Raw genomic sequence first — 13116 nt, 5'->3', positions numbered from 1 at the left:
GGATCAACGGCCAGGACGTGCACGTAGACGGCGGCTTCGTGGCGCCGATGGCGGCGGGTGCGCCTATCCACCTCTGATATCGGCGCGGGGGCGCCCCCCCCCCCCCCCACCCACAGGCGGGGCGCCCGGGCGGGCCCCCCCCCCCCCCCGCCCGCCGGCCCCCCCCCGGCCCCGGGGGGGGGGGGCGCCCCGGGGGGCCCGGGGGCGCCGGCCGCGCCCCCCCCCCCAGCGCCGGTTGCGGCAGGCTGATATCGCCTGCGGCGACGGTTTGCACGGCCGCCACCAACTCGGTGGGGTCTGCGCTCTTCCCCAGGAAACCGTCGGCGCCCGCGCCGACGGCGGCAAGCACTTCACGATCTCCCTCGAAGGTCGTCAGCACGAGAATCCGGACCGCGGTGAGATGGGCGTCGGCGCGAATACGCCGGGTTGCCTCGACCCCGTCGAGTATCGGCATTCGAAGGTCCATCACCACGACCTCGGGCTGCAATTCGCGGACCATCTGGAGGGCTTCGGCTCCGTCGTCGGCCTCGCCGGCGACCTCGATGCCCGGCTCGTGATCGAGCACCGCGCGGAGTCCGGCGCGAATCAGCGTCTGGTCGTCGACCAGCAGTACACGGATCATTGGGCTTCGTTCTCCTTTCCGGGAACACGGGGGATCACGATCTCGATGGTGAAAGTCTTGTCGCCCCTGGAGGTGTGCACCTGGCCGTCGAGCGCGGCGACCCGTTCGCGGATACCGACCAGACCGAAGCCGCGGCGCTCTGTGTGCCTTCGGCCGGCGACGGGGTTGGCGGCAGTGATCCGTACGGAGCCCTCGTCGACGGATATGTCCAGGGTCATCTCCCCGGTGCCGTGGCGTCCGGCGTTGGTCAGCAGTTCCCGAGTAACTCTGGACAGCGAGGCCACGGTCATGGCGCCGAGGTCGGCCAACGCATCGTCGTCGGGGATGCTGCCGGTGACGCGCAGTCCGGTGGCCGCTGCTCCGGTGACGAGCCGGCCGGGAGTGGGTGCCGCCGAGAGGTCTTCTTCACCATCCGGCCCGGTGGTTCGCAACAGGTGCACGATGGTCTGCATCTCACCCAGCGCGGCGCGGCTGGCGGCCCGGACCTCCCGGACAGCGCGCAGCGCATCTCGGGGACGATCGGGCAAGGCATGCTCGGCGGCCCCGGCGTGGACGCTGACCACCGCCATCGAGTGCGCCACCGAATCGTGCAGATCGCGGGCGATTCGCAACCGCTCGTCGGCGACGTGGCGTTCGATATCACTGTCACGGGCCGCGATCGCCGAGGAAGCGGCTGCCGTAAGGGCGGCGAGTCGTTCCCGTTGTGCCCGTACTGTCAGTCCGGTCGCCGACACGGCGGCGGTCCACACGGGCAAGACAAGTGCGTTCGCCTCGAACGGGCCCATCCCGAGAACGATGACCGAGCCGAGATACAGCACTGCCGCCAGGTTGGTCGCCACCACGACCGTCTCGGTACGCCGGCCGCGTAGCGCAAGGCCCAGCAGGCATATCTGACCGAGTGACCACACCGCCAGCGAGAGGTCCGGCACGCCGAGAACCGCAGCGGCGAGGATGACGCCGGCGATCGCCGCCGTCAGGGGAACGACCCGCCGGAGTGCAGCGGCCGCGCCTGCACCCAGCAGGAGGCTGGTATGGGCGATGTCGAGGCCGTCGCCGGGCAGTGTCCGAAATCCCGTTACCAAGACGATCACGGCGATCAGGTCGAGAACGAGATCCCACCCCGGCGCCGTCAGCGGCCGGGTGTTGTGCAGATGGTCGTCCAGTTCTGTCACGACTTCTGCAGGCTACCGCACACTACTGGAGCGGCTGCACCGGAGCTGGGCCCCTGAGCCGGGGCCGCGCCGCCGCTGCGGGTTTTGCCGGTTACGACCATTTGCCAGGCACCACCACCGTACGTCTCGCTGGTTCGGCCGTAAGGGCTGTCATTCGACGGTTCCCGGTGCCGATCGGCGGTCTTGGCGACGCCGTTGATCTCATCGCAACGGGCAGTTCCGACAGTCCGTGCCGCGCGAGTGCCTGTGCGGCAGTGTTGTATTCGTCGACTGTCGGCCGCGATGCATATTCCTGCCGATGACTCGCCGGCGCGCGGGTTCCGCTGTGACGGATCCCCTCGTCCCGACGGCGTTTCCGCAGTTCCGGCGCTGGGTGACGCGTGTAGCGAACCCGATGAGGTCCGTCCATGATAATCCCGGTGAGTGGGAAGTGACCGTCTGGGCCGGGTGCAGCATGAGGCCATAATTCTCCGCCGCATCGATTAGTGATGTGGACCACGCGAGGACGCTGTTTGTATCGGGTGCATCCTGGTGCGGCCTCGCCTTCGGAGAGGAGAACCAGATCATGGGACTTGGTGGTCTGAGCCGTCGCCGGCGTGCCGTCGCCGGAATCGGCGTCGCTGCGCTGTCGATTGCACTCGCGGCGTCGGGCTGTGCAGGCAGCGAGGAATCGAAAAACAGCGCGGTAGCTGGGGCGTCCACTACCGCGCTACCGGACGAGCCGGCCACCGGGACACCGGTACGTATCGGTTTTGTCTCCACCGAGGGGGGCGCCGTGGTCTCGCTCCCAGAGATGCGCGAGGGCGCCGAGGCAGCCGTCGAATACGTGAACAAGAACGCCGGTGGTATCGCCGGTCACCCCGTCGAACTCGTGATTTGCAAGCAGCAGGAGGAGCCGACCTCCGCTACCAAATGCGCCAACGAATTCGTCGAGCAGAAGGTGACTGCGGTGCTGTCCCCGGGTACCTCACAGGGCGGCACAATCCTCCCGATTGTCGCCGGCGCGGGAATCCCCTACATCACCCTCAATGGGGTATCGCAGCAGGAACTGACCTCGCCCGATTCCGCGGCGCTCTCGGCGGGCCTGCCGGGCACTATCGCCGCGATGGCCGCGGCCGCCGAGGAGAAGGGCATGAGCACATTCACTCTCTTCGCCAGCGACGGCGGCGGCCTCGGTGCCCTGATCAATGCGATGGGTGCACCGTTGTTCCAGGCCGCGGGGGTGAAACTGAACGTGGTGCCGATCCCGCTCGGAGTTCCAGACCCCACGCCGCTGGTGACCTCCGGACTTTCCGAGAAGCCCGAAGGTACGAGTGTGATCGCCGACGCGGCCACCTGCGCGTCGGTCTACAGGGCGATCCAGACCGCAGATCCGGCGGTTCAGCGCGTTTTCATACCTACGTGCCTGGCGCCTGATGTCATCGACATCATCGGTGTGGACTCCATCGCGGGCAGTATCGGCATCACCGCCACCGACTATCTCTCGGATCGCCCCGACTCGGTGCTGTATCGCTCAGTTCTGCAGAGCTACGCGCCCGAGACAGCGGTGGCGGGTGCCGCATCGTCCGGCTACCAGGTTGTGATGGCGCTCGCATCGGCCACCGACAGTATCCAGGACGAGGTCACGCCGGCGAGCATCAAGGAGGCGCTGCGCACCGCGAAGGCCGTGGAGATGCCCGCGGGTGGTGGTATCACCTTCACCTGTGACGGCACCGCCGTACCGCAGATGCCGTCGATCTGCTCGCACCAGATGCTGATCGGTGAGATCAACGACCAGGGTGTGCCGGTGGACCTGAAAGTGACCGGATAACCCGCCTCCCGGCGGTATTCGGCCAGGGAGATCAGTCGTGACACAACACCTTTCCTACCTCGTACTCGGTCTCGGCAACGGGGCGGTGTACGCGGCGCTCGGGCTCGCGCTCGTGTTGACCTTCAAGAGTTCCGGGGTCGTGAACTTCGCGACCGGCGCGGTGGCGCTCTACGCTGCCTACACCTACGCCTTGTTGCGGACCGGTGAGTTGATGGTGCCGATACCTGGACTGCCCGCGACAGTCGATCTCGGTAGCCCGCTCGGTGTCGCCCCTGCCATGGCGATCTCCCTGGTCGCGGCCGGAATTCTAGGCCTGCTCTGTTACGCCCTGGTCTTCCGGCCCATGCGGGCCGCCCCGGTGGTTGCCAAAGCCGTCGCCTCGATCGGGCTGATGATCGTTATCCAGGCGGTGATCGCCCAGCGGGTCGGCACCGGTCTGGTATCGGTCAAACCGATATTCGCCCTCGACACCTTCGCGTTGGGCGACAGCCCGGTGCCGACCGACCGCGTACTGCTGGCGGCGTGCATCGTCGGCCTCGCAATCGTGGCGTCCCTGGTGTTCCGCTACACCCGATTCGGTACCGCAACCGAGGCGGCCGCGGAATCCGAGAAGGGAGCCTATCTGGCCGGTCTGTCACCGGACCGGATCGCGTTCGCCAACTGGGCGCTGTCTTCGATGGTCGCCGGCCTCGGCGGGATCCTCATCGCCCCGCTGGTGGCGCTGAATCCGGTGGCGTACTCACTGTTCATCGTGCCCGCGCTGGCGGCCACGCTGGTCGGTAACTTCGCTTCTATCTGGCTGACCGTAGCCGCCGGTATCGCCATCGGGGCCCTGCAAGCGGAAGCCACGAATCTGCAGGGGCTTTACGACTGGTGGCCGAGATCAGGGACAGCCGAGGCGATCTCACTACTGCTGATCCTGGGTTTCCTGGTGGTCAAGGGCAGACCCCTGCCCGATCGGGGTTCGGTAATCCACCGCACGCTCGGACGAGCACCCCGCCCCGATCGTATTTTCGTCCCGGTTCTGCTGTCGCTCGCGGTGGCGGTGGTCGCGCTGCTGGCGACCACCGGCAGTTACCGCGCCGCCCTGGTCAGTAGCATCGTTTTCGCAATCCTGGGGCTCTCCCAGGTGGTTGTCACCGGCTATGCCGGTCAGGTATCGCTGGCGCAGCTTACGCTGGCAGGCGTCTCGGCCTACGCGCTGAGCGTGCTGAATCAGCACCTCGGTATCCCGTTCCCGTTCGCCCCGGTGGTGGCTGCGCTGTTTGCGACAGTGGTCGGTGTGGTGGCCGGACTTCCCGCGTTACGGGTGCGCGGGCTGCCACTCACGGTGGTGACACTGGCACTCGCGGTGTTCGTCGAGGCTTTCTGGTTCCGCAACCCCGAACTCAACGGCGGTGTGCTGGGCGCTCCTATCGACACTCCTCGACTGTTCGGAGTGGATCTCGGCATCGGTGCGGGCGAGTCCTATCCACGCATCGCCTTCGCTCTGCTGTGTCTGGGTGTACTCGCAGTTGTGGGTATCGGGGTGGTGTGGCTACGGCGCAGCAGTCTCGGCACCGATATGCTCGCCGTGCGGGCCAACGAACGCTCGGCGGCAGCCGCGGGTATCGATGTGGCCCGGACCAAACTGGTCACATTCGCCATCGGCGCGTTCATCGCCGGGCTCGGTGGCGCCCTGCTCGGATATCAGCAGACCCTGGCCACCCCGGAACCCTTCGCGGTATTTCTCGGAATCTCGCTGTTCGCCGTCGTGTACGTCGCGGGCATCACCTCGATCACCGGCGGCATCCTGGCCGGGGTGATGGCGCCGGGTGGGATCCTTTACTTTTTGGTCGACCGGTTCCTGAATGTCGGCGACTACTACGCGGTACTCAGCGGCGTCTTGCTGGTGGTGACCGTGCTCGCGAACCCCGACGGGATCGCGAGCAAGCTGCCGCGAATCTCGTGGCCGGCCGCCCCGCGCCGCTCCGCGGTCGGCGCCGCGCCGGCGGAGCCGGCGGTCAGCCGGACTGTCGCCGATCAGTCCGGGCCGATTCTGTCGGTTCGAGCGGTGAGTGTCACCTACGGTGCGGTGCAGGCCGCCGCCGATGTCGGCTTCGAGATATGGCCCGGCGAGATCGTCGGTCTCATCGGCCCCAACGGTGCCGGCAAGACGACAGTTATCGACGCGATCACCGGGTTCACCCCCGCCACGGGGTCGGTGACGCTGGCGGGCCGGTCAATCACCGGACGGCCCCCGCACGTACGCAGTCGGGCCGGGCTGGGGCGCAGCTTCCAGGACATCGAGCTTTACGATGATCTCACCGTCGCCGAGAACGTCGGAGTGGGCGCGGCCCGGTCTGCGTCGGGATTGTCCGTCGTGCGGCGAGTGTCCCGCATCCTGGCCGTGCTCGGCCTGAGCGACCTGGCCGACCGAGATGCGGGTGTGCTGTCACAGGGGCAGCGCCAGCTGGTTTCGATGGCGCGAGTCCTGGCGGCCGAACCTGTCGTGGCCTTGCTCGACGAACCCGCGGCGGGTCTGGACAGCGACGAAAGTCGTTGGCTCGGAGAGAAACTGCGTGCGATCGCCGCCGACGGTACCGGTGTATTGCTGGTCGACCACGATATGGAGCTGGTACTCACGGTGTGCGACCGGGTCATCGTGCTCGATCTGGGAACTGTCATAGCCGGTGGTACCCCCGGGGAGGTTCGCGCGAACCCCGAGGTGCTGCGCGCCTGTCTCGGCGTGCCCGCCGACGCGGACTCTCCCGGCCCGGGGGCTGTTCCGGCACTGCACACCCGACCCTGCACACCCCCGGAGGTATCGCGATGACCGCGCTCGAATGCCGAGGGCTGACGGCCGGCTACCTGAAGGAACGCCCGTGCGTACGCGATGTGGACCTGACGTTGCCGCCAGGGGAGATAACCAGCCTTCTCGGTCCGAACGGTGCGGGTAAAACCACGTTGCTGATGACGCTGGCCGGGTTTCTGCCTCGGACAGAAGGTGAGGTCGTCGTCGCCGGACGCACGGTCCGCAGCGGCCGTCCCCGCGACGCGGTCCGGTCGGGGCTGGTAATGGTGCCCGACGATCGGGCCCTGTTCCGGCAGTTGAGCGCGAAACAGAACCTGCTGCTCGCAGTCGCAGAACGTTCTCGGCGACGGGACGGTATTCGCCAAGTGCTCGAGTATTTCCCGGCGTTGGCGAACCGGCTGCCGGTTGCGGCCGGCCGGCTGTCCGGGGGTGAGCAGCAGATGCTCGCCATCGGACGAGCGATCCTGCAACGGCCAACGGTGCTGGTGATCGACGAGTTGAGTATGGGCCTTGCCCCGGTGATCGTCACTGAGATCCTGGACGTGCTGAAGAACCTGGCAGCTACCGAGGGCACCAGCGTCCTGCTGGTGGAACAGCATGTGCACCTGGCTCTCGGTATTGCGCACAGGGCTGCCGTCCTGGTTCACGGACGGATCGCCGACCAGGGCAGTGCCGCGGAACTGCGGGACAATCCAGAGCGGGTCGAACGTGCGTACCTGGGCGCGCCCGCGGTCACACGCTGAGCGGGATACCAAGGCAGAGAAAGGCAATAGCGTGTCGCCACGATCGTGGCGACACGCCGCTTCGCAGGTCGCGAAGATATATCAGGCCGGCGCCGAACCGGTCTGTGCCTGTGCCCGCGCGCACCACTCGAGTTCGTCCGCACTCAGGGTGCCCAGTTCCATGGCCCTGCCGATCCAGGCAGGCACCATTTCGTTGAACTCGGCGGGATCGTAGATGTCCTCCTCCCGGGAGAACTTTCCGTTGCCGGCGTAGGTGAGAATACTGATGTTGTCGGCGCCCATCTGCGCACCGTCGCCGGGGTCCCGCATCAGGTTGTTCAGTTTCACCACGATCATGCCGTTCACGTCATCGATCAGGTGCCAATAGTCGGGGAAGGAGGTCATCGCCGATCCGGGGAACTGGGCGAGGGTCGGCTCCACCCACGCCCAGATGGCCTCGTGGCCCTTCAATACGCCGACCATCTGTTCGTGGTATTCAGCGTCGGGTGTGAACAGATCGACGAATTCACGCCAGCTGCCCTCGCCCGAGGCCGCTCGCGCGACCGTTGTCCGCCACGTCTGGAAGGCCGATTCGAGTTCGTCTCTGGACCATGTGTTGCTCATGCGCGAACGCTAACGTTCCGGTTACCAGTGAAGTAGTTGGTACGTCCGCTCAGTGGAATTCCCGCTGCTGGGTTCGAAGCGGCGCCACCACAGATCAGGTCGATGCGGCGGGTGTGGTCGCGTCGATCCCGGTGAACAGCATTCGTATCCCACGCCGCAGCAGGTGTTCGACCTCCTCGAATTCGCCGGAGTGGCCGGCGGCGACCCAATGGATATAGGCGTGACGCATGGTCTGCATCGCCAGTTGGGCGGGAAGCTCACGGAGAAATGGGTCCTGGCCGAGCTCGAAATGCTGGTCGAGGAACCGGGTGATCTCTCCGCACAGTCCCTCGCCCCATTCCAGCCACCGCAACCGGTACGGTGGCGTATTGATCATCAGTTCCATGAACTTGCGGTCGAACTCCGGAACTTCACGTCGGTGAACCTCTGTGGTGAACGCATGCGCGAGCACCTCGACCGGATCCGCGTCGGCAGTTGCCGTCCGCAGGATTTCGACGATGAGTTCCTCGCTCTGCCGGAATAGAGGGGAAAGTACGTCCTCTTTCACCGGGAAATGGCGGTGGAAGGTGCGCGGCGAGATGCCCACGATCTCGCATATCTGCTCCACGGTGGCCGAGGTGTTGCCCTCGGCGATGAACAGATCCCGTGCGGTCAGAGCGATGGTCCGCCGCAGTTCCTCCGCCCGGCGCTCGGTGAGGGTGGGGCGAGCCGACTTGGCCACCGGACCTCCCTTCGTGTCGTTCGTGCGGCTTTCGGCGCCGACGGTCTCCGCTTGCACCGTCTCAGGATCAATACCGTCAAGATATGACATTACGGCAGGGCCTGCCAAATATGGAATGCAAGGCGGGACAAGCTTCCAGCGGTGAAATGCTGCGCGTGGGCCCGTTAGGCACCTGCTTTCATGTACCTGAGCGGTGTTGTCCAGCGGCGACGCACGGCCGGCGGCGATCTGAACGACAGGTCGGCAGATGAACACCGGGCAGTCACTCGCCCGACCGGTGGCGCGGGTCCCGCACCGCTATGAACCGTTGGTCGCAGCCGCGCTCGCTGTGCTGGGCTGCGAACCGGCGGACGGCGCGGTTCCGTTCGGACTGGACCTCGACCGGCCAAATGTGCCGGTCAGTCGAAGGGCAGGGGATGGGCGAACTTGGCGCGCAGCAGGCCACCGATTTCGGCTATCGCCAGTATTGCGCGCGCCGAATTCTCCGGTCGCATGAGAAATCCGTGCAGCACGCCCGGGTACCGCGTCACGGTGGTCTGGACGCGCGCGTCCCGCAGTCGGCCAGCGTATCGCTCGCCCCAGTCCCGGATCGGGTCCCCTTCGGCGGTCACCACGATTGCCTGGGGGAGACCGGACAAGTCCCCGGCATACGCCGGAACTCGATAGCAGTCAGGGGGGTCGGTCGCGCCGCTGTCCGCGAGTTCGTGCATGTAGACGATGTCCTCACGGAGCAACATCGGTGCGTCGGGCATCGATACGATCGACGCCGCGCCCATATCACGGTCCAGTCCCGGGTACATCAGCACTTGGCCGAAGAGCGCCGGGCCGCCACGATCTCTGGTCAGCAAGGCGACACCGGCCGCGAGGCCACCGCCGGCGCTGTCGCCGAGCACCACCAGGCGTTCGACGTCGATACGCAGGCGCTCCGCGTTGGCGGCAACCCAGGCGGTTGCTGCGTACGACTCCTCGATCTGCACCGGCGCACCCCACTCCGGTGCCAGTCGGTAGTCGACGCCGATCACCGTCGCGCCGGCGGCGGCCGCGATCTGCCGGGCCAGCGGTTCGAAGGAGGCGTTGGAACCCATCGCCAGACCGCCACCGTGCAGATGGACGACGGCTGGGCCGGCGGACTCGGCTGTCGGCCGGTATACGCGGAGCGGAATGGGCCCGTACGGTCCAGGAATGGTGAGATTCTCGATCTCGGCCATTGCCGGCATCTCGACGGGCGGCTCCATCGCCTCCACGCCGGCGCGGACTTGTTCGATTCCCCGTGAACGCATCGAGGGCACTGTGCCGAGAGCGTGGATGCGCGTGGCGACATCGGGATCGAGCGGGGGAACGGGCACGGTCATCTCCTCGGCGATAGGTGGACTGGATGGCGGTCCGGTCGGGCAGGCGAATCGGGGGAAGTCGCTCGGGTGTCGCAGTCTTTTCGAAACGGCCGAGGCGGTCGTCGCCCCGAGCCGGAATCGGTTCCGTGTGGGTCAGTGTTGTGCGGCAGGCGGATCGGCCTGCGCGGTGACGCGTTCCAAGCGGTCGCCCCACAGCTTCAGCCATTCGGGGTGCGGGAAGATGTGTGTCTTGCGCTCCGCCATCCCCCGGACGACCAGATCCGCGATCTCCGAAACCGGTGTCCCCTCCTGTTCGATGGTCCGGTTCACCTTCTCCTGATGGTCGATCAGGGACGGGTCGGCTTCGGCGCGGGGAATGTGGCCGGGCGGTGCATTGCGCTCGTCGTGACGGATGGCAGTGGCGGTGTAGGCCGGGCAAAGCACTGCGACCCCGATATGTGGAAACTCGGTCGCCCATTCGAAAGCCAATCCCTCCGAAAGGGATACCACGCCGGCCTTCGAGACGTTGTACGGGGTCAGGTACCCACCGGTCAGAAAACCCGACATAGAGGCGGTGTTGACGATATACGCTGCGTCCTGGGCCGCCAGGATCGGCTGGAAGATCCGGCATCCGTGGATGACACCCCAGAGGTTAACGCCGAGTGTCCATTCCCAGGTCGCCTGAGGGATGGTGGAGAAGCGTTGCGCGCCACCGACTCCGGCGTTGTTGCACAGCACGTGTACGGCGCCGAACCGGTCCACCGCCGCATCCGCCAGCGCTTGCACCGAAGCCGCTTCGGCGACGTCGGTGGGGACGCCGAGTACTTCTCCGAGTGCGGACAACTCGGTGACTGCTCTCTCCAGATCGCCGGCGTCGTTGTCGGCGACGACCACTTTCATGCCTTCTTCGAGGAAACGTGTCGCCAGCCCTCTGCCGATACCGTTCGCGCCGCCGGTGACGACCGCGGTCCGACCTTTCAGTTCACGCACGCTCAGTGTCCTCGGGCAGTCGTCGTGATGTCGGCAGGACCCCAATAGGCGCGCATACTGGTAATGAGTCCGTCGTTGTTGAATGCCATCACATCGATCGGCTCGATGGTGACGATCTGATCCGGCCTCGTGGTGACAACTCGCATATGGAAGGCTGCCTCGTCGCCAGAAACGCGGATGGTGATGAGTTCCGCGGTTGTGGTGACGTTGTCGAGCACGCTGTAGAACGCCGTGATGGCCGCGCGCCCGATGTGAACCTCGCCGCCGACGGGATCTTCCAGGGTCGCGGCCTCGTCGTAGAGTGCCCCGATTTCTTTTGCGGTACCGGTGCCGACGAGGGTGACATATCGGTCGACCGCTGCGGATATCTGCGCGGGGGATGGCATCGAATTCCTTTCCCGACGGCACGATCGGCCGCCGCGACAGTCCAATGAAAACGCATCGGCCCGTCACCCGGCTGCCGGAATTCCGTCAGATGGGAAAGTCATCGGCCAGTTGGAAGGCGCTCGTGCGGCGGCCGGCAAGCGGCTTGCTCCCACTGAACGGAATCGCGCCGATCGAGTAGCCGGTGCGAGCCTTATCGTCCGTTGTGCCAGCTGCCGGTGACCTACATCACGAAGGGTCGTCCATCAACCGACTCGATGCCGGTACCGGCGCCGACGCAGTTTTTCCGCGGTGCCGTAGGTCCGCTGGCTTCTGCCGCCGAATCCCGACCGAGCGACAACCGCCGCGGTATCTCGTCCCACGAGCGCGGGTCGGAATTCCCGGCGGCAGAAGCCGCGGGTCGATCTCGTCTCAGGAGGACAATCGATGTCCGTTCCTTCATCCCGGCTCACCACCGGAGATTCCGAAGGTAGACCGGCTTTCAGGTCGCCGGCGCTGATCATCATGTCGCTGGTCATCGCCGAATCCGTCAGTGCGTTCGAGGCCGGGATGATATTCATCGCGTTGCCGAGGTTCAGTGAAATATTCGGGGCGCCGGCCTCCACGACAGGGTGGTCGGTCACCGCCTTCATGCTCGTCGCGGCCACGGCCGCGCTCGTGGGCGGCCGACTCGGAGATATGTACGGTCGCAAGAAGGTTCTGATCGTCGTTCTGCTGATTTCGGCGCTCGGCTCACTGATCAGTGTCTTCGGGGACTCGATGGCGGCGATCATCATCGGGCGGGGTGTGCAGGGCGCGGCGGGTGCGATTCTGCCGCTCTGCTACGGGCTCGCCCGTGAGGCGCTGCCGCCCAACAAAGTTTCGATCGCAGTGGGGTTCATCAGCGGTGCGGTCCTATTGGCCGGTGCGGGTGGTTCGCTCATAGCCGGTGTCCTGCTCGACATCGCCGACTGGCACATGATCTTCATCTTTGCTGCGGTACTGGCTGTCGTGGCTTCTGCAGTGGCCGCATTCGGGTTACCAGGGTCCGGTAGATCATCGGATCTCCCCCGGTTCGACTATGTCGGCGCGGTCCTGATGACACCTGGTCTGACCGCGGTTCTGTACGGGATCACCCGCGGCTCGGCGTGGGGCTGGACCGATCTCCGGGTCGTCGGCCTGATCGTCGGCGGCCTGGGCATCCTGGCGGTGTGGACCTTGTGGGAGCTGTCCCAGCGTGAACCACTGGTGGACCTGCGCGTTCTGGCGAACAGGAGAATGTCGCTCAATTTGATCGCTGTATCGGCCTTGTCCCTCGGCCCGGTGGGAGCCATTCAAATCGTGATTCCGATGATCATGCAATCCCCGACCTCGTTACCGGTCGGCCTCGGGATGACTGCGACGGTCACGGGCCTGGTGGCCGGTGTCGCGGCACTGGTCGGTTTCACCGCGTCGCCGATCGCGGGGGCGGTCGCCGGTCGGTGGGGCGGGCGTACGGCCTTCCTCATCGGGGCCGGTCTGTTCGTCGTCGCGAACCTGATGATCTTCGTGGGCCACAAGTCGCTGCCTGTCATGATCGGCGCTTCCGCTGTCGGAGCCGTCGCGACGGCGTTCGCCTACACGGGCTACCCGAAAATCGTCATCGAATCCGTTCCGGACAGTGTCACGAGCGTCACAACGGGTGTGCTGAGCACTGCCCGGCAGGCGTTCTCGGCTGTGGGCGTGGCCATCGTGTCGGTAATGCTGTCGCTGTCGACGGTTCCGGGGACCACCGCACCCGCTTTGTCGTCGTTCAACCTGTCGATGGGATGGTTCATCGGATGCGCGCTGATCGTTGCAGTCATCTGCCTGTTCATCGGAATGCCGAAGCCGAAGACAGCTGACGATGTCCAGGCCGGCGAGGAAGGTACCTCGGCGCCGGCGGCGTACGCCTGACCGGCGCTGATCCACGAATGAAAGGAAATCAC

At 66.1% G+C, this 13116-nt stretch carries 11 protein-coding genes; 4 read left to right on the top strand and 7 right to left on the bottom strand.

Annotated elements, in window-relative coordinates:
* Nucleotides 1-622, bottom strand: a 622-nt coding sequence (locus tag QH195_RS32105; RefSeq protein ID WP_280438152.1) for a response regulator, incomplete at its 3' end; no start/stop codon positions are given.
* Nucleotides 619-1794: a sensor histidine kinase gene (locus QH195_RS32100; RefSeq protein WP_280438151.1), complete on the bottom strand. Its 1176-nt coding sequence runs from the start codon at nucleotides 1792-1794 to the stop codon at nucleotides 619-621. The genes QH195_RS32100 and QH195_RS32105, both read right to left, overlap by 4 nt.
* Nucleotides 1795-2359: 565 nt before the next feature.
* Between QH195_RS32100 and QH195_RS32095 the strand changes: the two genes are divergently transcribed.
* Genes QH195_RS32095 through QH195_RS32085 form a run of 3 tightly spaced genes read left to right on the top strand, consistent with a single transcriptional unit; the run spans nucleotide 2360 to nucleotide 7141 of the window.
* A complete protein-coding gene (locus tag QH195_RS32095; protein WP_280438150.1) occupies nucleotides 2360-3604 on the top strand; it encodes an ABC transporter substrate-binding protein in 1245 nt (414 codons plus the stop codon).
* 37 nt (nucleotides 3605-3641) lie between these two features.
* Complete coding sequence (locus QH195_RS32090; protein WP_280438149.1) at nucleotides 3642-6419, top strand: branched-chain amino acid ABC transporter permease/ATP-binding protein; 2778 nt, start codon at nucleotides 3642-3644, stop codon at nucleotides 6417-6419.
* Nucleotides 6416-7141, top strand: coding sequence for an ABC transporter ATP-binding protein (locus tag QH195_RS32085; protein WP_280438148.1), 726 nt, complete (start codon nucleotides 6416-6418; stop codon nucleotides 7139-7141). The genes QH195_RS32090 and QH195_RS32085 overlap by 4 nt, the downstream gene beginning before the upstream one ends.
* An 81-nt stretch (nucleotides 7142-7222) precedes the next feature.
* Here QH195_RS32085 and QH195_RS32080 read toward each other — a convergent pair whose 3' ends face one another.
* From QH195_RS32080 to QH195_RS32060, 5 genes are all read right to left on the bottom strand, one after another.
* Nucleotides 7223-7744, bottom strand: a complete 522-nt coding sequence (locus tag QH195_RS32080) for a nuclear transport factor 2 family protein (protein WP_280438147.1) — start codon at nucleotides 7742-7744, stop codon at nucleotides 7223-7225.
* 94 nt (nucleotides 7745-7838) lie between these two features.
* A complete protein-coding gene (locus QH195_RS32075) occupies nucleotides 7839-8465 on the bottom strand; it encodes a TetR/AcrR family transcriptional regulator (RefSeq protein WP_280438146.1) in 627 nt (208 codons plus the stop codon).
* Nucleotides 8466-8863: 398 nt separating this feature from the next.
* Nucleotides 8864-9811: an alpha/beta hydrolase gene (locus QH195_RS32070; RefSeq protein WP_280438145.1), complete on the bottom strand. Its 948-nt coding sequence runs from the start codon at nucleotides 9809-9811 to the stop codon at nucleotides 8864-8866.
* Nucleotides 9812-9949: 138 nt separating this feature from the next.
* Nucleotides 9950-10786: an SDR family NAD(P)-dependent oxidoreductase gene (locus QH195_RS32065; RefSeq protein WP_280438144.1), complete on the bottom strand. Its 837-nt coding sequence runs from the start codon at nucleotides 10784-10786 to the stop codon at nucleotides 9950-9952.
* A 2-nt stretch (nucleotides 10787-10788) separates the two neighbouring features.
* Nucleotides 10789-11172: a nuclear transport factor 2 family protein gene (locus tag QH195_RS32060; protein ID WP_280438143.1), complete on the bottom strand. Its 384-nt coding sequence runs from the start codon at nucleotides 11170-11172 to the stop codon at nucleotides 10789-10791.
* Between the two features lie 424 nt (nucleotides 11173-11596).
* Here QH195_RS32060 and QH195_RS32055 point away from each other — a divergent pair, with 424 nt between their 5' ends.
* Entirely contained in the window at nucleotides 11597-13084 is a 1488-nt protein-coding gene (locus QH195_RS32055; protein WP_280438142.1) for an MFS transporter, read from the top strand.
* The last annotated feature ends 32 nt before the right edge of the window (nucleotides 13085-13116 follow it).

Source organism: Nocardia carnea, from assembly GCF_029868855.1.
GTDB lineage: Bacteria > Actinomycetota > Actinomycetes > Mycobacteriales > Mycobacteriaceae > Nocardia > Nocardia carnea_A.
Note: the sequence above shows the minus strand (reverse complement) of the source record. Positions and strands in the feature narration are given on the sequence as shown.